This window comes from Capnocytophaga sp. oral taxon 903 (assembly GCF_013394785.1).
Classification (GTDB): Bacteria; Bacteroidota; Bacteroidia; order Flavobacteriales; family Flavobacteriaceae; genus Capnocytophaga; species Capnocytophaga ochracea.
Map to the genome: position 1 here is coordinate 1,627,810 of NZ_JABXYW010000002.1, position 24,724 is coordinate 1,652,533.

At 40.9% G+C, this 24,724-nt stretch carries 16 protein-coding genes and 1 pseudogene; 10 read left to right on the forward strand and 7 right to left on the reverse strand.

All coding sequences use genetic code 11. The annotated features are described in order from the left end of the window. Nucleotides 1-63 precede the first annotated feature (63 nt). Complete coding sequence (gene hemC, locus HW279_RS06770; protein WP_178958425.1) at nt 64-930, reverse strand: hydroxymethylbilane synthase; 867 nt, start codon at nt 928-930, stop codon at nt 64-66. Nucleotides 931-1,047: 117 nt separating this feature from the next. On the opposite strand from hemC, the gene HW279_RS06775 reads away from it, so the two are divergent. Both HW279_RS06775 and hemA read left to right on the forward strand, forming a co-directional pair. Continuing rightward, nucleotides 1,048-1,968, forward strand: coding sequence for a dimethylarginine dimethylaminohydrolase family protein (locus tag HW279_RS06775; protein WP_178958426.1), 921 nt, complete (start codon nt 1,048-1,050; stop codon nt 1,966-1,968). Nucleotides 1,969-2,126: 158 nt separating this feature from the next. Further along, nucleotides 2,127-3,371 carry a glutamyl-tRNA reductase gene (gene hemA, locus HW279_RS06780; protein ID WP_178958427.1) on the forward strand — a complete coding sequence of 415 codons (1,245 nt, stop codon included), beginning with the start codon at nt 2,127-2,129 and terminating at the stop codon, nt 3,369-3,371. Nucleotides 3,372-3,459: 88 nt separating this feature from the next. On the opposite strand, the gene HW279_RS06785 is transcribed toward hemA, so the two are convergent. Further along, a complete protein-coding gene (locus HW279_RS06785; protein ID WP_178958428.1) occupies nt 3,460-4,206 on the reverse strand; it encodes a murein L,D-transpeptidase catalytic domain family protein in 747 nt (248 codons plus the stop codon). Between the two features lie 288 nt (nt 4,207-4,494). Between HW279_RS06785 and HW279_RS11150 the strand changes: the two genes are divergently transcribed. From HW279_RS11150 to rpmA, 8 genes are all read left to right on the forward strand, one after another. Beyond that, nucleotides 4,495-4,647, forward strand: coding sequence for a glycine cleavage system protein T (locus HW279_RS11150; RefSeq protein ID WP_255495796.1), 153 nt, complete (start codon nt 4,495-4,497; stop codon nt 4,645-4,647). 523 nt (nt 4,648-5,170) lie between these two features. Continuing rightward, entirely contained in the window at nt 5,171-9,511 is a 4,341-nt protein-coding gene (locus tag HW279_RS06790) for a translocation/assembly module TamB domain-containing protein (protein WP_178958429.1), read from the forward strand. A gap of 75 nt (nt 9,512-9,586) precedes the next feature. Further along, nucleotides 9,587-10,234, forward strand: a complete 648-nt coding sequence (locus HW279_RS06795; protein WP_178958430.1) for a LolA family protein — start codon at nt 9,587-9,589, stop codon at nt 10,232-10,234. Next, the gene (locus HW279_RS06800; protein WP_178958431.1) at nt 10,235-11,722 is read left to right on the forward strand and encodes an LptF/LptG family permease; all 1,488 of its coding nucleotides are present in this window, start codon (nt 10,235-10,237) and stop codon (nt 11,720-11,722) included. A gap of 269 nt (nt 11,723-11,991) precedes the next feature. Next, a complete protein-coding gene (locus tag HW279_RS06805; protein ID WP_178958432.1) occupies nt 11,992-13,338 on the forward strand; it encodes a cytochrome ubiquinol oxidase subunit I in 1,347 nt (448 codons plus the stop codon). A gap of 12 nt (nt 13,339-13,350) precedes the next feature. Further along, nucleotides 13,351-14,385 (forward strand): cytochrome d ubiquinol oxidase subunit II, encoded by a 1,035-nt coding sequence (gene cydB, locus HW279_RS06810; RefSeq protein ID WP_178958433.1) that lies wholly within the window; start codon nt 13,351-13,353, stop codon nt 14,383-14,385. A 133-nt stretch (nt 14,386-14,518) separates the two neighbouring features. Further along, complete coding sequence (rplU, locus tag HW279_RS06815; protein WP_015782584.1) at nt 14,519-15,145, forward strand: 50S ribosomal protein L21; 627 nt, start codon at nt 14,519-14,521, stop codon at nt 15,143-15,145. A 27-nt stretch (nt 15,146-15,172) separates the two neighbouring features. Then, nucleotides 15,173-15,433: a 50S ribosomal protein L27 gene (gene rpmA, locus HW279_RS06820; protein WP_002670844.1), complete on the forward strand. Its 261-nt coding sequence runs from the start codon at nt 15,173-15,175 to the stop codon at nt 15,431-15,433. 523 nt (nt 15,434-15,956) lie between these two features. On the opposite strand, the gene HW279_RS06825 is transcribed toward rpmA, so the two are convergent. From HW279_RS06825 to HW279_RS06840, 5 genes and pseudogenes are all read right to left on the reverse strand, one after another. Next, complete coding sequence (locus HW279_RS06825) at nt 15,957-17,438, reverse strand: DUF4832 domain-containing protein (RefSeq protein WP_178958434.1); 1,482 nt, start codon at nt 17,436-17,438, stop codon at nt 15,957-15,959. A gap of 29 nt (nt 17,439-17,467) precedes the next feature. Then, nucleotides 17,468-19,050: pseudogene (locus HW279_RS06830) on the reverse strand (glycoside hydrolase family 31 protein). Between the two features lie 60 nt (nt 19,051-19,110). Continuing rightward, nucleotides 19,111-23,241 (reverse strand): response regulator, encoded by a 4,131-nt coding sequence (locus tag HW279_RS06835; protein WP_178958435.1) that lies wholly within the window; start codon nt 23,239-23,241, stop codon nt 19,111-19,113. 94 nt (nt 23,242-23,335) lie between these two features. Further along, entirely contained in the window at nt 23,336-23,515 is a 180-nt protein-coding gene (locus tag HW279_RS10870) for a hypothetical protein (RefSeq protein WP_255495798.1), read from the reverse strand. A gap of 54 nt (nt 23,516-23,569) precedes the next feature. Next, entirely contained in the window at nt 23,570-24,670 is a 1,101-nt protein-coding gene (locus tag HW279_RS06840) for a DUF5017 domain-containing protein (RefSeq protein ID WP_178958436.1), read from the reverse strand. Nucleotides 24,671-24,724 lie beyond the last annotated feature (54 nt).

Sequence of the window (24,724 nt, forward strand, 5' to 3'; positions counted from 1 at the left end):
ATAAGCAATAAAAAAGCGCAACACTTGTAACCAAGTGTTGCGCTTTTTTTTAACCATTAATCGTTAACTTCTTACCATTGTAGCAAGTTTTTCTCCCGTATATTCATCTATTTGAGTGAGTACTTCGTCTATTACCGAAGCCTCTTTACCATCTTCGCTCCACAAGCCTCCTTTGAAGTAGAGTTTTTCATCTTTAAATTCAGCAAAAGCTCCAATAGGTGCGGTACAACCACCTTCTAAAGCGCGAAGAAAATCGCGTTCTAACTGAGTAGCTATATAAGTATAATCGTCGTGGAGAGGGAGTAGTTTTTTCTGCAAGGCTACGTTATCCTCGCGCACCACCACTACGATAGCTCCTTGCGCAGGTGCAGGTAGCATCCAATCCAGCACCAAGTGTTTTTCAGGTAATTTATTAATGCGTTCCAAGCCCGCAGCAGCAAAGATAGCCCCATTCCAAGGGTTATCGGTGAGTTTTTGCAAGCGGGTATTTACATTTCCCCTTAAATTCTCTATCTTATGATGCGGGTAGCGGTGTAACCATTGCGCCTTGCGTCGCAAACTGCTGGTGGCTATAGTTGCTATTTCAGCTTCCAAAAACGAAAGGTCATCCTTGTATACTAACACATCGTGAGGATTCCCGCGCTTGAGCACCGCTCCTACGGCTATCCCTTCAGGTAGAGCCGTGGGTACGTCCTTCATACTATGTACGGCAATATCTATTTCGCCATTGATCAAGGCAATATCCAGCGCTTTGGTAAAGATACCGGTAACTCCCATTTCGTAGAGCGGTTTGCTTAGCTCTATATCTCCGTGAGATTTAGTGCTTACTATCTCAGTGGGATAACCTAAGGTTTTTAATTGGTTTTGTACCGTTTTAGCTTGCCAGAGAGCCAACTCACTATCGCGTGTACCTATGCGTATGGTGTTCATTGTATTGAATTTAGAGCGACAAAAGTACAAAATAATTATCAATTAGCAATTGAGAACTGATAAATTTGCTAATTACCAAATTATTTGTATCTTTGCCCAAAACAAGACAATATTAATATGCTAAAATTACATATTACAAACGAAACTGATCAATTAGAAACTGTGATTTTAGGCACAGCTACTAGCAATGGACCTACTCCAAAGCTCGAAGAAGCCTACGACCCTAAATCGGCGGAGCATATCAAAGCGGGTACTTACCCCATAGAAAAGGATATGGTTGCCGAAATGGACGCTTTTTGTGCAGTGCTCCAAAAATACGGTGTAACCATTTATCGCCCTGAAATCATTACTGACTGCAACCAGATATTCACTCGCGATATCGGTTTTGTGATTGAAGATACTTTTATCAAAGCTAATATACTACCCGATAGACAAGAAGAATTTCAGGCTATTGAGTACATTGTAAAACAAATAGACCCTAAAAAAGTGATAACCCCTCCTGCTGAGGTACACATTGAAGGGGGCGATGTAATGCCCTGGAACGACCATATTTTCATCGGGACTTATAAAGGGGAAGATTATAAACAGCAAATCACAGCTCGTACCAATGTAGCAGGGGTGGCTTTTATCCAAAAGCTCTTTCCTCAGAAAAAGGTAAAGGAGTTTGATTTGGTGAAATCACAAACTGAGGCGCGTGATAATGCCCTCCACCTCGACTGTTGCTTTCAACCGATTGGTAAAGACAAAGGAATTATCTACAAAGGTGGTTTCCGTTCTGAAGCTGATTATCAGTATTTGGTAGACCTCTTTGGCAAAGAGAATCTCTTTCATATAGAGCGAGAGGAAATGTACCATATGTTTAGCAACATCTTTTCTATTAGCCCAGAGGTGGTGGTTTCTGAAAAGAATTTTACACGCTTGAACAACTGGTTGCGCTCACAAGGCTTTACCGTAGAGGAAATACCATATGCCGAGATTGCCAAACAAGAGGGATTGCTAAGGTGCTCTACTTTGCCTCTCAGTCGCTGTGGCAATTAACAAATAGACAAAATGATAAAAAGACTAATTATTTAGATTGTTTACATATTTTATTTTTTTAGAATAAAAGTTCGTCGTATCTTATGTGATTTGCGGCGAACTTATTATTTTTGCGCTTGCGAAACACAACTACTGATAGTATCAATTACTAAAAAACTATGTCACAACCTACTATATCTAAGAATAAAACCTTTTACTGCATTGGGCTCAGCTACCAGAAAGCTGATGCAACGATGCGTGGAATGTTTAGTCTTACCCCTGAAAACAAAGACCAATTGCTCTCCCAAGCTAAAAGTGAAGGCTTTGAGGAGCTATTGGTAATTTCTACTTGTAATCGTACGGAGCTCTATGGTTATGCCGAACACCCTTTTCAGCTGATACAACTGCTCTGTGAAAATTCTAATGGGTCGGTAGATGATTTTCAGAAAGTGGGTTACGTAACAAAGAACAAAGAGGCTGTGCATCATCTTTTTGAAGTAGGGACAGGTTTAGATAGCCAGATTCTTGGGGACTTTGAGATTATAGGACAGATAAAACAAGCCTTTAATCTCTCGCGCGACAAAGGTCTTGCCAAAGCCTTTTTGGAGCGATTGATGAATTCTGTTATTAACGCCAGCAAGCGTATTAAGAACGAGACGGCGCTTTCTTCAGGAGCAGCCTCAGTATCGTTTACGGCGGTGCAGTATATTATGCAGAATATACCTGAGGTGTCGCAAAAGAATATTCTTCTCTTTGGTGTAGGCAAGATAGGTCGCAATACGTGCGAAAACCTCATCAAGCACACTCAAAACGAACATATTACTCTTATCAATCGCACGCGCGAGAAAGCAGAACAAATAGCGGGTAAGTTTAATGTAATCGTTAAAGATTTTAACGAGTTACGAAATGAAATTAGCAAAGCTGATGTACTCATAGTTGCCACAGGGGCTGCTACTCCTACGGTGTATAAAGATTTTATCAATCCGGCTCAACCGATACTCATTTTAGACCTTTCTATTCCTAAGAACGTGGAGGAACAAGTGGCAACACTCCCCAATGTAACCCTTTTGCATATGGACGAGCTTTCTAAGCGCAAAGACGAAGCCTTAGAGCGTAGAAAAGAAGCGATTCCACAGGCTTTGGAGATTTTAGAAGAGGTAAAAGAAGAGTTTTTCGAATGGTTAGACAACCGCAAGTTTGCACCTACTATCAAAGCGTTAAAAGCGAAGCTTGAAAGCCTTAAAGAAGCTGAAATGGACTTCCAGCGAAAGAAAATAGAAAACTTTAACGAGCAACAAGCTGAAATGATAAGTAACCGCATCATTCAGAAGATAACCACGCAATTTGTAAACCACTTGAAAGATACCTCGTCAATAGATGAAAGTATCAGTTGGGTACAAGAGGTGTTTCAGTTAGAAGTATAAGACATCTATATAAGAAAAATAAAAAAGACTGCTACACAGCAGTCTTTTTTATTTTTTAAGTATTCAGATAAGGATAATCAAAATTTATTTAGAAGACGGATTCGTCGTCAATAAGTTTTAAAACATTTAAGTATTTAGAGGAGCTGAGGTATTTTGCATCGTCGTAATAAGCAAAAATCATTGTTTTCTCTTTGATAGTTTCAATGACTTGTTTATATATATTTTCGGGCAATACAGGGCAACCTAAACTTCTGCCCATACGCCCCGTACGAGCTATGTAATTTTCATTGGCGTAATTGGCAGTGTGGATAACTACTGCACGTTTGGCTAAGTTACTATTATAGCCTTTTTCATCGCCGTACAACATTAGGCTAAATCCTTTACTACCGATGTAAGTGGTACCTGTAATGTAAAAGCCTATACTGCTTTTGTTAGATTCCATCGCATCTGAAAAAGAGGAGGACTTTTTTTCTCCACTATTTTTACCGTGTGCTACATAGGTGTAATACACTATCTTCATCTTCTCTAAGTCGATAGTATAAAAACGCTTAGAGCTACTATCTTTTGTAAAATCAATAATAGAGAAGAGGTCTTTTTCGTTTAAGCGGTGTTGCTTTCTGAGAGATTGATAGCCTATATAAGCGTAGCGAAAAGCTTCGAAGCTAAGGTCGTATTGGGCGGCGTTTAGCTCGTTATACAAATCTTTAATGTTAAGTTCGACTTTTTTTAAGGCTAATAGTTTTTCTTTGCTAAGATGGGAATTTTGGGCGTGTACGAAATACAAAAAACTGCTTAATACAAAAATAAGGAATAAGAAAAAATACTTTTTGTTCATAGTGTTGTTGTTCGAAACATTTTTTAATTGTTAAATAAGAATTCATTGCGGGTGCAAAGGTAGTATATTTTTTTTACGTTGTATCAGAAAGGTGACACTTTAACATTTATTTAACACGTTTGGATAATTTCCACAATGCCCATAAGAAGTAGCGTAATAGCCTTTGTGACGGTTGATGGCAGTATTTTTCAGCCACGCCATAGTGCAATAATTGTACCAAATAATGCCAAAAATTAGAAAATGAGGAAATGAGCAAATGAGCAAATGAGGAAATGAGCAAATGAGCAAATGGGTAGTGATAAAAAAGGTTTTTTGACGGGTCTGACTTGTCGGACAAATTGGACTGGTCTGAGCTATCGGAGGAAAACGAAAAATATAAAAAGTGAGTTGGGAGAAGTTTTGGTGAAAAAAGGGTGTAAGGAGGGTGGGGGTAGCTTATAGAGAGCTTATAGGAAGCTTATACGAATCTTGGACGATTGGTATAGAAAGGGTATATAAAAAGTTGATTCATAATATAATACAACAAGGCTAAAAATGTTAAAAACGGGGTTTCGAGGCGAAAGAAAAAGGAATCCTCACCCCGTTCACATACTCTCCTATTCGGAGACTTCTCCCAAGGAGAGGGGGAGTGTAGTGCCGGAAAATTGCGGATTGTAGTGGTGGTAAGACGGTGCGAGTCATACGGATAGGTGATGAATAAACAAAGACACAATGGAGATAAAGCGAAAATACAATGAAGATAAAGTGAAGGCACAATGAAGATAAAAGCAAGGTATGATGAAGATAAAGCGGGGGTAAGATGAAGGACGAAAGAAGCTATTTTAGTGTGTTTGGGTATTTTTTCAGTATATCTTTTTTTGCTTTTCAATTTTATTTGTATCTTTGCACGCTAAGTCAGCAGTAAAGAACTCATTCTATCAAAAGATTACGAAAAATACTTGTCCGTTTCTTCCTTATAACCCTTGTGTTACTTGGGGTTACGGCTCTGCTTTTGACCTTACCCGCCACCCAAACCTTCATCGCTAAAAAGGTGGTGAACTACCTGAATGAAGATTTTGATATCGACCTGAATATAGAGCGCATACATCTGAAAATCAACGGGGATGTGGATATCAAGCGAGTGCTTATTCGCGACCACAAGCAAGATACGCTTATTTCGGCAAAGAAACTCACGACTTCTATTTTAGACTTTAAACAGCTGTTTGACGGTAATTTGTACTTTGGACACATAAAGGGTGATAGTCTCATTTTCAATATGAAAACCCATAAGGGTGATACTTTGTCTAACCTGGACGTGTTTGTAAACAAATTCGATTCGGGGGAACCCAGCACGGGCAAGTTTGTGATGAAGGCAAAAAGCATCAAGCTAAAAGACAGCTATTGCCGTATTTCGGACGAGAATAACGCCAACCCTTCTATCTTGAAAGTAGACCATCTGAACACTAAGCTAAATGACTTTAAAATCTTGGGTAGCAAAGTGTTTTTTGAGATGCAAGAAGGGAACTTCCGCTTTGATGACAAACTGAATGTTACCCACCTAAATACACAGTTCAGCTATACCGATAGCTTGATGCAAGCCAAGGATTTGCGACTGCAAACGGCATTGACGGACATTCAGGGTACTATAACGATGTTCTCTCACAACGGCAGTTTTGGCGATTTTGTGAACAAGGTAGTCTTTGACGTTAATCTGCCCAAAGCTACGGTAAACACTACCGATTTGAACGCTTTTTACAATGGTTTTAACGGAGGTAGAAACATTGTTTTAGAGGGTGTAACGATGAAAGGTACGCTGAACAACTTCACTATTCCGCAGGGAAAAATATCTTATCAGAACACGCTTATAGAGGGAGATTTAACTTTCCAAAACCTATTAGCAGAACACGCTAATATAGCCGTGATAGGCAAAGGTGTATATGCTGAGAGTATTTATAACGATTTGGCTTACTTAATGCCTAAGGATTTGGGTGAAAATATTCCAGCGGAACTACAAAGATTAGGAATGTTTTCAGTAGAAGGTGATTTTGCTTACAGAACTACTTCGCTACAAGCCAATGTACTGCTGAAAACCAATGACGGCGAAGCACATATCGACGGCTCTCTGGAAGACCTTACCCATACCGATAAAACGGCTTTTACAGGTACGCTCACTACGAATCAGTTTCATTTGGGCAAGATTTTAGACGACCCGACTATGGGCGCACTCACTGCCGATATGACAGTGCGCGGACAAGGATTGAACTTTAAAACTATGCAACTCTACGCCAATGGCACGGTTCATTCGGTGGGCTACAACGGTTATAACTACCAGCGCATAGGTATTAATGGGGAGTTTAGGAATCAGGTGTTTAACGGCAAAATAGACGCAAAAGACCCGAACCTTACAATGAACTTCAACGGACTTGCTGACCTATCGGGCAGAAACAACAAATTTGACTTTCAAGCGGATATTGCTATTGCCGATTTGCACGCTTTACACTTTATGGAAATGGACAGTGTATCGCAGTTATGTGGTAAGGTAGTGATAGACATTTCGGGCAATCAGTTGGACGATATTGTGGGTAAAATATCATTTAAACACACCAATTACATCAATTCAGCAGGAAGTTTTACCTTTAAGGACTTCGAGGTCGTTTCAACCTTGAACAATGGAGTGAAAGAAATCACGATTAATTCGCCTGATATTGTAAGCGGGAATGTAAGAGGAAAGTTCAAGTTAGCTGAGCTAAAAAAGGTAATGCAAAATGCGGTGGGGAGTATCTATGCCCAATACAACCCGTATAAGATAGAGAAAAACCAGTACGTAGACTTCCATTTTGATATTTACAACAAGATAGTAGAAGTGTTTGTGCCCAAAGTGAAGATAGGCAGAAACACTTTCATCAACGGGAATATAGATGCCGATAAAGGGAGTTTTAAGTTCCAAATGAAGTCGCCCAGCGTGAATGCATACGGCACTCAGATAGACAGTATCAGTCTTGAAATAGACAATAAAAACCCGCTGTACAATACTTATTTTGAAGTGAAGAAAGCCGATTTTGGGGTGTATGCCATTCAAGATTTTAACCTGATTAATACCACTATTAAAGATACGCTTTTCTTCCGTACTGAGTTCAAAGGGGGCGATACCGGCAAAGATACTTATGAGCTGAATTTCTACCATACTTTGAACAAGAAACAAGAGTCGATTATAGGGATTAAGAAATCATTGATAAACTTCAAAGGCAATGCGTGGTATATCAACCGCGAGAATGCGATGAATGAGTACAACAAGATTGTGCTCAACCGCACTGCCGATACGATTAAGGTGAGCAACTTCAAGATGGCGCACCAAAACCAATATATGAACCTCAGTGGGCTCATCACTACCAAAGATTATAAGAACCTGCATTTAGTTGCCCATAACGTAGCGATGGACAAGATAGTACCGGAAATCAAAGGGCTCAACCTCACGGGAACGCTCAATGGTAACGTGTCGCTCACTCAACGCGGGAACTTATATTACCCTTCGGCAGACCTTTTTATACGCTATTTTAAACTGAATGGCTATGACTATGGCGATTTGGAAGTGGGTATCTTTGGTAACAGTGATTTGTCGTCGTTTGATGTAGGGGCGTTTTTCTCTAACGGGCGGGCTCTTGGCTTTGCTACGAGAGGGAAAATTAACTTAGACAAGAAGCGGGGTACTTTGCTCGACCTTACGGCTTATTTTAGAGACTTTGAGCTCTCGCCTTTTAATCCGTTCTTGGAGGGAGTCTTCTACAACCTTAGAGGAACGATGTCGGGGCAAGTGAAGATAGACGGTAGCGTAACCGACCCACTGATGGACGGCGAACTCACCTTGCACAAAGCAGGTGTGGGGATTACGTACCTGAAACTCAATACTGATATTCAGGAAGGTGCACGGATAAAGGTAAATAACAAAACGTTTGATATAGACAACTGGCTACTGACCGATACCGCTTATAAAACACAAGCCAAACTGAATGGTTCGATTAGGCATAACAAACTATTAGATTGGTTTTTAGACCTAAGATTGCAAACCCTTGGCAAGCGCTTTATGGTGCTCAACACCCCTTATACTGATGATGCGCTGTTCTACGGGACTGCCTTTATCAAAGGGAATGCGAGCATTAAAGGAGCATTGGACGAAATTGCGATTAAAGTAAATGCGAAGACCGAAGAGGGTACGTCCTTCAAAATACCGCTCAGCGATAGTGAGAGTGTGGGCGATGACTCGTTTATCACTTTTGTAGAGAAGGGCGATAAAAAAGTAAAAATTAACCGAGAATTGGAGTCTATCAAGGGGTTAGAACTGAACTTTGAGCTTGATATCCTTCCTACTGCCGAAGTGGAAATTGTGATGGATAGAAAAACGGGTAGTAACCTTGTGGGGCGTGGAGCAGGTACGCTTCTTATTGAAATTAATACCAACGGCAAGTTTAATATGTGGGGGGACTTTATCACCTATTCGGGCTTTTATAATTTCAAGTACGAAAACATCATCGACAAGCGTTTTACGGTGCTCCCAGGGGGGTCTATCTCTTGGAGTGGCGACCCGCTAAGAGCCACTTTGCGCGACTTGAAAGCGGCGTATAACCTGAGTGCGAACCCAAGTACGCTATTGGAAAGCACCCAGTATAACCGGAAAATCAACACTCAGGTAATCATTAAATTAGAGGGAGAATTGATGCGCCCCGAAACCTTGTTTGACATTACTTTTCCTGATAGTAGTCCGAGTTTGGTATCGGAGCTCAACTACAAGCTTGAAGACCAAGACCGCAAGCAGTTACAAGCCTTTTCGCTCTTGGCACAGGGTTCGTTTATGAGCGAAAAGAATACCGACAACCGTTTGGTAGCTTACAACCTCTTTGAAACGGCAGCAGGCTTGTTTAACCAATTGCTCTCGGACGAAGACAACAAGCTGAACTTGGGAGTATCGTACGAAGCGGGGATTAACGACGGTTCGTCCGACATCAACAGCGACCGTTTGGGCTTTACTGTCTCTACCCAAATCACCGATTGGGCGAGTGTGAATGCCAAAGTGGGTATCCCTGTGGGAGGAGTGAGCCGTACGGCAGTGGCGGGTAACGTAGAGGTACAATTCCGCTTAAACACCGACGGTAGTCTCACGGCTAAAATATTCAACCGAGAAAACGAATGGCAACAGTATATGCTCGACCGTATAGGGTATGCCCAAGGGGTAGGACTGACCTATTCGGTAGATTTCAATACCTTTAAAGACTTGATGCAAAAGATATTTAAAAAGGGAGGAAAAGTGATAGAACCCAAGACAGAGAAGTAAAAAATATATATCGCAATAAAACTTTGGAACAATAATTGCTGTTAGACAGAGACTAAATCATTAAAAACACTAGAAATGAGAAGAATATTTATTGTAGCTTTTGCTTTATTTTTAGGCGTATTTCAGGCACATAGCCAGCAAGTAGACAAGGCAAAAAAGCTATTGGACGAAGTGTACAACAAGATGGTTGCTTACAATAATATCTATATAGATTTTAAGTATAACCTCGATAATATTGCTGAAAATATCAATCAGGAAACCAAAGGTAATGTAACCATTGCCAAAAACAAGTATGTGCTGAATTATTTGGGGGCTACTAAAATATACGACGGTCATAAGACCTATACCATAGTACCCGAGAATGAAGAAGTAACCATAGAGAAAAACGCCAATGACGACAATGCGATTACTCCTTCAAGAATGCTTACCTTCTATAAGAAAGGTTATAAGTACAAATGGGATATACAGCAAAATGTGCGCGGGCGCAAAATACAATATGTAGAGCTGAAACCGCAGAAAGCTAATACTGATGTAAAGCAAATTCTGTTGGGGATAGATATACAAACTAAACACATCTACAACCTTATTGAAATAGGAAAGAACGGTACTAAAACCACTATCACAGTGAATACTTTTAAAACAAACCAGCCTATTTCGAACAATATCTTTAAATTCGACCGCGAGAAGTACAAAAAAGACGGCTATACTATCAGTGAATTATAGATGAAGATATTAGACCGCTACATTATCACTCAGTTCCTTACTAACTTTTTAGGAGCGCTCTCTATACTTGTTCTTATCTTTGTATTCCACACTATCTTTACATACATTGATGAGCTAGCAGGGCGTGGTTTGGAGTTATGGATTATATTCAAGTTTCTAATCTATTTTATTCCGCAACTTATCCCTATCATTATGCCCTTGGCAGTGGTAATAGCCTCTATTATGACCTTTGGGGCATTTGCCGAAAACTATGAGTTTGCTGCGATGAAAGCCTCAGGTATTTCGCTAATGCGCGTAATGCGTCCGCTGATTATACTGATGGCATTACTGAGTTTAGGCACTTTCTTTTTAGCCAATAATGTAATTCCAGTGGCTTATCGCGAGGTGTATACCCTTAGATCGAACATTGCCAAAGTGAAGCCTGCTATGGCTATAGCCGAAGGTGTATTCTCTAACATAGGGGAGGATATAAGCATAAAAGTAGGGAAAAAAAGAGGAGATAATGACGAGTTTTTAGAGAATGTGCTCATTCACAAAAAGACTCCAGATAAAGTAAATCGCACTGTAATCAATGCCAAGCGAGGAGAACTTAAGAGTTCTAAGACTAATAGCAACTTCTTACAGCTTATTTTGGAAGACGGGACTTATTACGAGGATATTAAAACCAACTCTTATGAAGCCCAACAAAAAGAACCTTTTGCCAAGGTATACTTTAAAAAATACATCATCAATCTTGACCTTTCGCATTTGAACAATGTAGATTTTAACGAGAAAACTGATGCTACTACCTATCGTATGATGAATGTAGGACAGCTTAATTACGCTATCGACTCACTCCGCACCGATTTCAAACAGAATATTACTGACTATGGCAATAATATGTTTCGCCGTACAGGTTTCTCAGTAGCTCCTTCGACACCTCCTTCTTCCGAAGGGAAAAAACAAGAGAAGCCTAAACCTGCTAAGGAGATTACTTCGGTGAGAGAGCTCTTTAACAAACTGAACAACACACAAAAATCAATGGTACTTGATATGGCTATCAATACCAATCAAGCTCAGTTAGACAATGTGGAGTTCCGCCAAAGCGACCTTGAATATCGCTATAAGCTAATGAACTTACACATTTTAAATCTCAGCGATAAGTTTGCTCTTACGGTGGCTTGTTTTGTGCTCTTTTTCGTAGCGGCACCTTTAGGAGCATTCATTCGCAAAGGAGGGATTGGTATGCCTTTGGTAATAGCAATGATACTGTTCTTAGCTTATTATTTTATAGGAATGTTTATGAAAAATATAGCTGAGAACAACACTATCAACCCAGCCTTGGCACCGTGGATACCCGCTTTGATACTTTTGCCTTTGGGTATTTACCTCACTACAAGGGTTACTACTGATAAAGAAGTGTTCAATTTCCCTATTACCAATAAACTAATGCGATTTGTAGAAGACAAAGTGAAAGAAATAAAAGAGAAAATTAAAAAGAACAAGTAAAAATCGATAATATCTAATTATAAGTTCATCAATGGATATTCAGAGTATTGAGTATCCATTGATTTTTTATAACATCACAATACCGAAAAAAAAAACAATAATACCAATTATCAGAGGTAAAGCTAGCGATAAGTTAGGTATGAGAGTAGAGAAAGAGCTATATTATTTAGATGTGATATAAATTAATATCCGTTTTCTACTTTTCTTTTGGTATATTACTCATATAGTGTACTTTTGTCGCATATTTCACTAATTAAATTACTCGACATATGGAGACAGAAATTTTAGCACGGGTGCAGTTCGCACTGACGATTGCCTTCCATTACATCTATCCGCCTTTAAGTATAGGGCTTGGACTACTAATGGTAGCTTTTAAAGGTATCTACCTACGCACTGGAAAAAAAGAGTACGACACGCTCGCCCGCTTCTGGACGCGCATCTTCTCACTTACCTTTGGCTTAGGAGTCGCTACAGGGATTGTAATGGAATTTGAATTTGGTACCAACTGGGCTACCTATTCGCGTTATGTAGGTGATATCTTCGGTAGTGCTTTGGCTGCTGAGGGTGTTTTTGCTTTCGCACTTGAAAGTACCTGCCTTGGTATTGTACTTTTCGGTTGGAATAAAGTAAAGCCTATATGGCACTTCTTGGCTACCCTTGGGGTGTTCTTAGGCTCTATGTGTTCCGCTATTTGGATTGTGATTGCCAACAGCTGGCAACAAACCCCCGCAGGTTATGTAATTGCAGGCGAAGGTATGCAAGCTAAAGCCGTAATCATCGACTTTTGGGCGATGGTGTTCAATCCTTCGAGCATAGACCGTATATGGCACGTATGGCAAGGAGCGTTCTTAGCTGGTATCTTCTTGGTATTGAGCGTTCACGCTTGGTATTTACTCAAAGGTCGCCACGTAGAAATCTCTAAAAAAGCCTTTAAAGTAACTCTTATCATCGGTACCATTGTGTGCTTGTTGCAATTGGTTTCAGGACACAGCTCAGCTGATGGTGTAGCTAAAAACCAGCCTGAGAAATTAGCTGCTATGGAAGGGCACTTCAAGACAGGGCCTGGAGATGCTTACATTATTGGTTGGGTAGACAAAAAGAATGAGAGAACTCACGGGTTGAGTATTCCTAAAGGGCTTTCGTATATGGTGCATTTTGATGCTGATGCCCCCGTAACAGGTCTTGACCAATATCCATTGGAAGACCGTCCAGGACAAGTGAATGCTGTATTCCAATTCTATCATATAATGGTAGCCATTGGTATGTTTCTCATCGCACTCACTCTCTATGCTTCTTTCTTATTGTGGAGAGGCAAATTATACAACAAACGTTGGCTCTTGCACATTTTCGTATGGAGTGTACTATTGCCACAAATAGGTAATCAAGTAGGTTGGTTTGCAGCCGAAATGGGTCGCCAGCCTTGGATAGTGTACAAACTCTTGCGCACGAGCGAAGCTCTTTCTAAATCGGTATCGGCTAACCAAATACTCTTTGCGATTATCTTATTCACCGTTATTTATATTATCCTCTTCGCTCTATTCATCTACTTGATGAACAAGAAAATTGTTCACGGTATTGATGAACACGAAACTCAAGAACAATTACAAACAGCATAACATTATACAGATATGGAAACATTTTTAGGAATCGACTACCCTACGTGGTGGTTCATCATTATAGGATTTTTGATTACAGGCTATGCTATTTTAGACGGCTTTGACTTCGGAGCAGGGGCGTGGCATTTGTTCTTCGATAAGAAAAAAGAACGCCGTGTAGCTCTAAACGCTATCGGACCAGTATGGGACGGTAATGAAGCGTGGTTAGTAATTGGGGGAGCAGGTATTTTTGCTGGTTTCCCACTAATGTACGCCGAATTGTTTTCGGCTATGAACACGCCTTTTATGCTTTTCCTCACCTTTATTATTTTTAGAGCGGTAGCTATTGAGGTACGTGGCAAAGAAGACAGCGACCGTTGGCGCAACACTTGGGATACCGTATATAGCGTGTGCAGCATCGTATTGCCTGTACTCTTAGGCGTGGTAATTGCCAATGTACTACAAGGACTTCCATTAGACGAGAATTTCGTATACCAAGGAGGCGCACTCTTTACTTTCCTTACTCCTTATGCACTACTTGTAGGTGTAATGACACTCTTGCTCTTTATGGTACACGGAGGTTTGTATTTGCTTCTCAAAACTCACGGTGATATGCACCACCGCATCGAGAAACGCATTAACTATGCATACCTCGGTTTTTTGGTAGTGTTTACAGCAGTAGCGATTTACAGTATGCTCACTCCTCATTTAGCTGAAAATATTGCTAATAGCACTGCACTGAAAGTATTCTCTGCGTTATTGCTCCTCAGTATCTTAAGCGTAGCTTTCTTTATGAAGAAAAAAGACTATAAAAAGGCTTTTGTGGGTACTATTCTCACCATCGTTTTCTTTATGGTGGTAGCAGCACTGAATTTGCACCCTACTTTCTTGAGAACTACTTTAGAAACTGGCAATAGCATTACCGTATACAACGCAGCAGCTTCTCAAAAATCATTAGAGATTATGCTCACTATTACCGCGATAGGGGCGCCGTTATTGCTTCTCTACACTTATTTTGTCTACAAAGTATTCTGGGGCAAAGTAGAGATTGATGAAAACAGTTATTAATACAAGCCTTATAGGCGCTATAAAATAAGAAAGAGAGAAAAGGTTTTAAAACTTTTTCTCTCTTTTATTTTGGTAGGTAAAAAATAATTCGTACTTTTGCGCCCGATTTAAACCATTATTAAATAACAAAGCTATGTATGCAATTGTAGAGATAGCAGGGCAACAATTTAAAGTTAGCAAAGACCAAAAAGTGTTTGTTCACCGTTTGCCTAATCAAGAAGGAGAGAAAGTAGCGTTTAATAACGTACTCCTTTTAGATAACAACGGAACCATCACCGTAGGCGCCCCAGCTATAAATGGAGCTTCCGTAGAAGCAAAGGTTTTGAAACATTTGAAAGGCGACAAAGTACTCGTGTTCAAAAAGAAAAGACGTAAAGGTTACAAAGTTAAGAACGGACATCGTCAGTTCCTTACGCAAATTGTAATTGAGAACATCGTTGCAAGTGGTGCTAAAACTACCCAAGCAAAACCTAAGACAGAAAAAGCTCCTGTTAAGTCAGCAAAAGCTGATGATTTGAAAAAGATAGAAGGTATTGGGCCTAAAGCAGCAGAAGCCTTAGTAGCAGCAGGGGTAGACACCTTTGCTAAATTAGCTAAGAAATCAGTCGAAGAAATCAAAACCATTCTATCAGAAACAAGTTCAACCTTGGCACACTTAGACCCTCAAACTTGGGCAGCTCAAGCTCAATTAGCCGCTGACGGCAAATGGGACGAACTTAAAAAATGGCAAGACGAGTTGAACGGTGGTATCGTAAAATAATTGTTAAACCTAAAAATCTAAGAAAAAATGGCTCACAAAAAAGGTGTCGGTAGTTCTAAGAACGGTAGAGAATCTCACTCTAAACGCTTAGGTGTTAAAATTTTCGGTGGACAAGTTGCCATCGCAGGAAACATTATTGTTAGACAACGCGGAACTCAACACAATGCTGGCGAGAATGTGTATATTGGTAAAGACCATACCTTGCACGCTAAAATCGATGGTATCGTTAAGTTCGAAAAGAAGAGAGATAACAAATCATTTGTTTCTGTTATTCCATTAGAATCATAATAAAGTTTTTTAATGTTACAACAAAAAAAGCCTTTGGAGTTCCAAAGGCTTTTTTTGTAAATAATACCGTCCTACTCTACTATAATAGTGTATTTAAGGTCTATATTAGTACGCGGGTCAAAAACAAAATCAAAAAAAGTAGCATCATCTTTCTTACCTTGTCTTATCCGCTACTTTACTTTGTTTTCCCTTCGTTTTATTTCCCTCAAAATTAGTGTTTTCTCACCTCTTTTAACTGTTCATTACCAACTACTTATATACCCTTCCTATACCAATCGTCCAAGATTCGTATAAGCTTCCTATAAGCTCTCTATAAGCTAAACATACCCTCCTAATAACCTTTTTTCATCAAAATTGCATTCCAGCCTCTTCTGAAATATTCCGTTTCCTTACGAAAACTCCGACCTTCCATCACCCATCAGTATTTCTGGTATTATTGGTATTTCTGGTATTATATTATTAAAAAAAGGTCAGCAAAACTCTTCTTGCTGACCTTTTTCTTCTGTTTCTATTATCCTAATCTTTACTGTATCGTAATCGTATTGAGTTTGTTATAACCTGTTTGAGCTTCCCATATGCCTTTGTTAGCCAAACGAATGCTGTATTCCGGACGATGAGCAAGACTTTGGTAAGGGTCTGGTAAATTCAAATAAATGTCATAAAGCCCTTTGGAAAGATGTTGAGGTAAAGTAATATCTGCTTTCACTTTCACAGTCTTACCTGCAAACCAACGTCGAGGGTCGTTATTGAGTTTAAATACTTGTTTTTCCGAAGTGCCTTTTCTCACTAAAACAATCTGCACATCACGATGATTATACGGCGAAGCAAAGCCCTCATTCTTGAGTTCAAGCTCTATTTGCAAATGTCCTCCAGGCACTGGGTTGCCCGTAAATTTACTGTAATTAAGTGCAAAACGATAGCCTAATTTTCTTTTCATATCGTCCATACACCTGTTTTTCCAACTATTAATAGTACCCTCGTGGAAGTCCATATTAATATAACTCCAATGGTACAAAGCCATTTCTCTTAAAGCATTACTACATTCTGTAAAACTATTAGGCGAGGTGCAAGTCTCTCCTCCCATCACCACATACTGGGTCTCCCGCTCCATATACTTGCGGTAGTTTTCATTAGGATAAGTACCCATATTAGGAGCATCGGCTAAAAAGCAATCGTTATGGAAGCCTATGCGTGATAAATCACTGCCATTATAAGCATTTCCCTCTGTAAGATTCGTGTGCACATTGATGTTTTGGGTAAATATCTTTGCCATTGGGTAGCGCACACACACCATTCTATCCTTAGGTAAAATGCTTAATTCTTTTGCCAATACCTTTCTGCGGGCTTCATAAGCTCCTGCGTTTTCTTGGGGTTCAAAGCCGTAATGATTGGTGTAATACCATTCGCCCCAAACACCCACAAAACCTGCTTCCCATACAGCTATGATATCAGCATTTTCACGAATTATTGGTGCCAATTGGTTAAGGTGTCTTTCCGTCCAATACCACGAGGTATCTCCTCTACCATTGTAATAATCACCTTGGTCTTTTGAATAAGCAAAGCGTAAAACCACCTTAGAGCCTCCTTCGCGAATGACTCGCATATTATTCCGAATCCGATTTAAAAAGTACTCCGGAATGTCTTTCTCCCGAAAGTTATTCATATAATAAATCGTGAGAATAAGACTTATCCCCTCCTGATTTCGCTTCTGTCTCACCCAATCTGCATTAAGTGTCCAATCACCTTCCCCTTGGTCTTGATGGGTTAAAAAACCTCTTTCAGGATTTAAAAACACCTCATTAGTACCTTCATATCTCACTGTCTGATTGAGAGAAGGAACTGCTGGGGGTGTAACGGGTGGTATAGGGGTGGTAGTAGACGTAGTAGTAGAGGTTTTGGTAGTAGGTGACTGTGTACCTCCTCCATTGTTAACGTCATCTTCTTTGCTTTGGCAAGAGATTATGGTGGTTAGTAAAACAAAAAATGTTAAAAGATATTTTTTCATAGGATTTTAAGTTTACAATGCATAATTTATTACTTAATCTTTACAAAATAAGGCAATCGCTCCAAAGGTACTTTTAGGGTGTATTCTTTGCCTCCTTTGTACTTTTTGCCTTGTTCGTCTTGCCAAGTGCCTTTGGGGAGTTTTACTGTGCGAATATCGCTTTCGGTCATTACAGGGGCTACTAAATACTTATCGCCCAGCATATATTGGTCTTTGCAATTAGCGAACCCCTGATGAGGAAAAGTATACTCCATACTGCGCACAATAGGTTCTCCTGTTTGTGCCGATTTTTTGGCTTCGGCTATGATATAGTCGCCTAATTGTTCGTGCCATTTGGCGTATTTGATACAGATAGCCAAATTCTCTTTCGATAGAATGCGCCAAGGAGCTACTGAGAATTGCATCATAGGCATCATCGAATGTATTTGGCAAGAGCGCACGATGAGCTTCTGATTGAACTTAGTAGGGTCTACATTCAAGAAACTGCCGTATTCCCCTCCGCCTATCATATCGGGGCAAGCAAATGCATAACCGTTGAGTCCTGCGGCTATCATATCGGGGACTAAACGGGCGACCCCGTCCCAAGAGTAACTTTTGTCGCCCAAACGCTGTACCAAAGCCTGTCCGCCCAATTTCCAGCAAGCGCGGAACTCGTTGTAAGGGAATTCTAAACCTAATTTACCCCAAAGAAGAGACTGTTCAGTATCGTAAGATTTTTGGTCGAAAACGTCAACATCTTCCGCCAAATAGCGCTCTGGGTCACCTGCATCAAACTTAAATCCATCGATGCCGTATTCTTTTTGTAGGTCTTTAAGCATATTCACAAAGTAGGCAAAGGCTTCGGGATTGCTGAGGTCGTAGCAAGCGCTGAGCCCATTCCACCAATCGAGGATAGCAGGGGTGTCAGCTCCTTTTTTCTTCACTAAAAAGCCTTTGTCGCGCAAAAAGCGGTATTCTTGGCTATCGGGTGATACAAATGGGCATACCCATACCATTACTTTGAAGCCCATTTGGTGGAGTTGGTTTATCATTTCCTTAGGTGTAGGAAACTTATCGGGGCGGAATTGCCATACGCCATAGTCTTTTTGCCAGTTGTCATCAATCATTATTACTCCCGTTGGCATTCCGTTGTCCAGAATAGCTTTGGCATAGGCTAAAACGTCCTTTTCGTTCTGATTGTAAATAAGTTCTATCCAAGTGTTGTATTGTGGTTTGGTAAAGAACACTTCGGGGGGATTACCCCAGAAGGCGGAAAGTATTGTTTACTCACTGCCTGATAGGCACTTTTGAGGGTAGTGCCAGCTGTGTGGCAACTCACCTCAGCCCGTGAAGGCGTGATAAGTATCTTTCCTTCTTTAAATTGGTAAGCAAAAGGAGCCTCCGAAGCGATATAACGCCCTTGATTAGAGTACAGAAAGGGCACTGATTGGTTGTTAAAATTCTCGGTGCGCAAGTTGTAAATACGCTCCGATGATTGGTAAGGCATCTCTTTGCCTACGCCCGTAAAGCCACCCCACCATTGTTCATTGGGTAGTAGGGTGATTTCAGTGGGCTGTTGTGCACTCGCCCATAGCGAACTGCACAAAGTAATAAAAGCAAATATTCTTTTCATTTGTATGTTTTTAGTCGTTAGTTATTAGTTCTTAGCCGTTAACTTTTTACCTCTTATCTCTTACCTCTTACCTGAAATAAATTCTGAGGGTGATACCCCAAATTGTTCTTTAAAAGCTCTTGTGAAATACGACGGACTATCGATTCCTACTTCGTAGCACACTTCACTGATGAGTTTATCGGTGGTTTTAAGCAGTTCGGCAGCCTTGTCTAAGCGTATTTTGCGAATGTAGTTCGCCAAGGTAAGCTCGGTGGCTTGTTTGACAAAGCTGTACAACTTAGTGCGGTTCATACCGAGTTCAAGGCAGAGGTTATCTACCGAGAAATGTGGATTTTGCATATTGGTCACTACCAAGTGAGTGAGCTTGTCTAACTGTTCTTGTTGTTTTTTATCAATCACTTTCTGACGGATATTCTCAATAGGAGTGTGTTGTTTGCTCTTGTTGAGCAAGTTGCGCACATTGGTTTTGAGCAGTTTCACATCAAAAGGTTTCGTAAGGTAGGCATCAGCACCTAACTCAATTCCTTCTATCTGCGACTCTATTTGCGATTTCGCCGTGAGCAATATCACAGGAATAAAGCACGTTTGCAGGTTCTTTTTCAGGATAGCACAAAGCTCAAAGCCATCAATTTTAGGCATCATCACATCCGATATGACCAAATTAGGAAAATGCTGGTTGCACTTCTCAATCGCTTGTTCGCCGTCGGAGGCGAGAATGATGTTGTACTCTTTGATAAAGATGTTTTTGAGTATCATCAGTACCTCGTGATTGTCGTCTACTAAAAGCAAGGTAGGTTTATCTTCTTGAGGCAAATTTAACATTTCGTCCTCGTCTTCGCCTATGTGTTCATACTCAACCGCATAGTCCGATAAGTATTCTTTTAGCTGAAAAGCACTGTCCTGCAACTTCTGTTCGGGCAATAAGTAACTATCGTCCATAGGAAAAGTGATGATAACTTCGGTACCTACATTGGGCTTACTGCTAATAATAATCCCACCGCGATGCGCTTCAACTAATGATTTTACCAAAGAAAGCCCGATGCCCGAACCTACTCTTTTTTGTCCCAACCCCTCTACGCGGTGAAAGCGTTCAAAGATTTCGGATAAGGCATTCTTCTCCAACCCTATGCCTTCATCTTGCACTTTTACGACCAACTGTTTGCCTGGCAAGGTATGCGTAGTGTTCTCAAAGGTGCTCTTGTAGAGCGGTGTGAGCTCTCTCAAATTCTCTACCGAAATCGATAAGCGTATAGTGCTTCCCGCATTGGAGTACCTAATAGCATTGGAAAGAATATTCGAAAGTATCTTGCTAAAATACTTCTCATCTAACCACAACTTTACTTCTTGTTCAGGTAGTGTTAATTGCAACGTTATAGCCACTTTGCTTGCCCACTCCTTAAACTCGTTGTAAATGGCTTGCACATAGCTGTTTGCCGAAATGTAATTGGCTTTTAGCTGAGGTGTATACACGTCCATACGGTGTATTTCAAGCAGTTCGTTTACCATATTACTGAGCTTACCCGTATTGCGTTTGAAGGTATGCACATACTTATTGGAAGGCATTTCCTCTTCCATTTCAGTTACTGCGTGGCTCATTAGGGTAAGTGGTGTGCGGAACTCGTGTGAGACGTCTGTAAAGAACTGCATTTTCATCTGCATTAGCTCTTCTTTATGTCGCTCTTTTTCCTCTTGTACAGCTATGGTATGCTTCATTTGCGTCCATCGCATAAAGTACCTGAAACCTATGTACAGCAAGCCTGCAAGGGCAAGTGCATAGAGGGTGTATGCCCACCACGTAAGCCAAAAAGGAGGCTTGGAGACCACTGTAAGCTCGGTCTGCGCTCCGCTCCACTGTTGCCAATCGCCTACCTCTACTAATAGTTTGTAAGTACCATAAGGGAGCTTTTGGTAAGTGGCGTGTGGGGCAGGGTCATTCACGGCTATATAATGCCAATCAGTGTCGTAATCCTCTAATTTATAACGGTAACGCAACCGCTGAGGGGCATTGTATGACAAAGTGGTGAAGTACACCGAAAAATCGTTGTCTGGGTATGCAATCGAAAGCGCATCGGTAAACTCTATACACGAATTGACTACCTTGCCGTTGTTTTCAAACCTGCTAAAATGTACTCTTAGGTGAGCTGACGAAAGCATTTGCGCTTGTGGTTTGAAATAGTTAAAGCCGTGTGAGCCCCCAAAGTACAGATTCCCCTCAGCATCTTTGCAAGAGGAAGCCGTCCCGAAACTGTGTCCTTGCAAGCCATCGTTGTTGCTGAAAGCCGCAAAACGCTTCTGCTTTGTATCAAAGAAACTCAAGTAAAAGCCTCCACACCACACATTGCCAAAAGCATCTACCTCCACACTTTCAATATCGTTAGAGGTTGCCCCTTCTTCTATACCGTAATGTTCGGCAGTATAAGTGAGTTTGCCATTAGCGTTATCAGTGAGAACCACCTTGTTGAGTCCGCTACCCATAGTGCCTATCCAATAAGTATCTTTGTCTTTATCAATTGCCCAAAGATAATTACTACTCAGGCTGTGCGGGGTTTTAGCGTCGGCAGCGTATTTGAGCACACGCACTACCTCGCCTTTGGCATTGAGTTGCAATCGGTTTAAGCCCATTACCGAGGTTATCACCAGTTCGTTCTTAGCTTTATCCACATATATTTTGTGGAGCTTGTTAGTAGATAACCTACGAGGTTCAGGTGTTGTTTCGGTAAAGGTGTAGACGTTTTGCCATTGTCCTTTTTGCTCTTCAAAGCACTCCAATCCTGAATAGGTAGTAATCCACAAACGGTGAAAGGTATCGAGCTTGATATCAAATATATAATCGTTGCACTGTGTTGCAAACGAACCGATAATGCGTCGGCTTTGCTTGTCTATCACCCATACCCGTTCGCGAACCGATACGTACAAGTGTGCTTTATCGCTCTGAATACTCGTAACGTTAGGCGAAAGCTCAGGAGCATTGCAATAGTGCTCGTCTAACTGTTGGTTCTGGGTGTGAAACCTAATCACTCCACCGAACTTATTGCCTATATACACATAGCCATCGGGGTCGTAGTGCATCGTGCTTACAAACTCCGAACCCACTTTGCTTTGCGGTTTTATCCATACCGTCTTGAAGAACGCATCACGCGTACTGCTGTACGATACGCCATTAGACCAAGCCGATACCCACAGATTGCTGTCCTTGTCTAAGAACACACTGTTGATATGATTGCTTGCCGAATACGGATTCAAAGGCGAGTGACTGTGTTCTTTCAGCAGAGAAAGACTGTTTTTATCCAACTGAAAGATACTTTCTTCATTCACTACCCACACGTATTGCCCGCTCAGTGTAAGAGAAAGCAAATGTTTGTTCAGGTCAAATTCCTTTTTAGCGACTATCGTATAGGTGTTATCGGGCTTACAGGCGTACTTCACTAAGCTATCTCGGTAAATCACCCACAAATAGCCATCGGCATACAGCATCTTTACGATACCCGAACCTATGTTGTTCACCTTTTCAGGTAGGGCTTTTAGTCTGCCCTTATCAGGAACGTAAGCCGATAACCAAGGGAACCCCGAAAGCCACACTTCTCCTTTTTCGCTCACTGCTATTTGCGGATTGAGTTGCGAAGTAGTGAGTTGTGAGGCAGAACCAATAGGCAATGTTTTTAGCGTAAGTGCCTTCTCGCGCTGATTCCACACTACCTTAGCACGCCTAATTTGGTTTTCGCTCAAAAGCCAAAGTTCATTGTTTGTGCCTTTTTGTAAGAGTTTTACTTTGGTATAGAAAGCCAAATCAAGAGGGTCGTCTATTTTGAAATTGACAAACTGTTTCAGCCGAATATCAAAACAAGCTACCCCTGCTTCGGTAGCTACCCAAAGGTAACGCCCCATAGGTTGCAAGCTGTACACACGGTTGTAGTACACCGAGTTGATAGGGTCTTGCTCGTACTTGTAGGCATCGAGGGTATAGCCATCGAAACGGTTCAGCCCTCTGTGGGTGCCTAACCAAATAAAGCCCAACGAATCCTGAGCAATGCAAGTAACGTTGTCGTGCAACAGACCTTCATTGCGCGTAAGATGGTGGAAAAGGAAAGTTTCTTGCGCTTGAATTCTCACCACCAACTCTTCTGTGAAAGCGATAGGAAAGAGAAAATACCACAACAGCAGGATTCGCAGGAGCTTTATCGTTCTGTTCATTTGTCAAAAATTCATTTAGAGGGCAAAGATATAAAATCCTTATCAAAAGCTCAAAATACCCAAATCTAAAAACTGATAAGTAACCTTCATTTCTTCATCTTAGATTCGCCTTACCTTCATCGTAGATTCGTCTTTTGTTCGTCATTCCTTCGTCTTTTGTTCGTTGTAGACCCACTGTAGACCCACTGTAGACCCACTGTAGAGCCACTGTAGACCCACTGTAGACCCACTGTAGACCCACTGTAGACCCACTGTAGACCCACTCTTCGTTCACCTCTTCTTCGTCTTTTCTTTACCCTGTTCGTACAGATTATACCTTATCACTATCCTATGGGGTTACCGTAATTTTGATAGTTCGGTATTCAGTGTTATACTTGTACTCGTTGGCACTTACAGTTCCTACATCAGTTTTATAGCCGTCTTTTGAATAGCTTTTAAAACCACTGCTACTGCCCACTACCACTACCTCATAAGTTCCTGCTTTGTCATACGTATGAGTGTATTTAGTCACACCAGAATCATCGGTAATAGTAATACCTTTTCCTGTATCGAAAGCCTTATAGTCAATAGCTCCAAAGTTAGCCGATTCAACAAAGTAATCGCCTATATAACCAATGCCAGCACCCACGGTAGTAAACAGAATCTGAATATAAGAAAGCGTTGCCATTTTTTTGTTTACAGCACTTTCCCAAGCACTTATCACACGACCAATGTCAAAAGTGTAATCGGTATATTCGGTTTTGGGTTCTACGAATAAATCCCAAACGGTTTCTTTTTTGAAAGTGACTACTGTTTCTCCTTCAGCAATTCCTCCTAAGAATATCACGATAGGAAACTTTGTTTCTTCGGGGTGTTCGCTTTCGTCATTAGTACTCTTCAAAGTAGTTGTCGCAAACTTCATTCTTAAAGTCATCTTCTTGTTGCTTCCTACTTTGGTATTTACATTAAGGCGCAAAGCTTCATACCACCAGTTAGGGTGTTTGGCATTCACTTTCACTACATTTTTACCTATGGTAGCATCGGTTACTACTTCGGCTTGACTGCCAACTAAGTTGTCACCGCTATTGGCGTTGCGCACTTCAAAAGCGCCATCGGCTAAGGTAGTGCTTCCTACTTGTGTAGAAGTAAAGTCTACTTTGTAAGGTTTCACATCAGGGTCGGTAGGGCGATAGTTTTTACCTTGCAATTCCTCAGAAGTCTTCCCTTTGAGTACATTGTCTATACTCTTTTGGTAATCGTGCCCTTCATCACCGGTGTAAATAGCCAAAGCATTTACATTGTGATGAATAGTAAAAGTTACGGGGTCGCCTACCTTCACTTGGGTTTTATCAGCTGTTACTGATAGGTCTACGTCTTCAGGTTTGTCCTTAGTACAAGCACCCAAAGCCGTGAGTAGCAACCCGCTAATGAGTAATATATGTGTTTTCATTTGTTTGTGTGTTAAATTGTTAGTTCTTTTTCAACTTTGCCAAAGGTCGTAGCA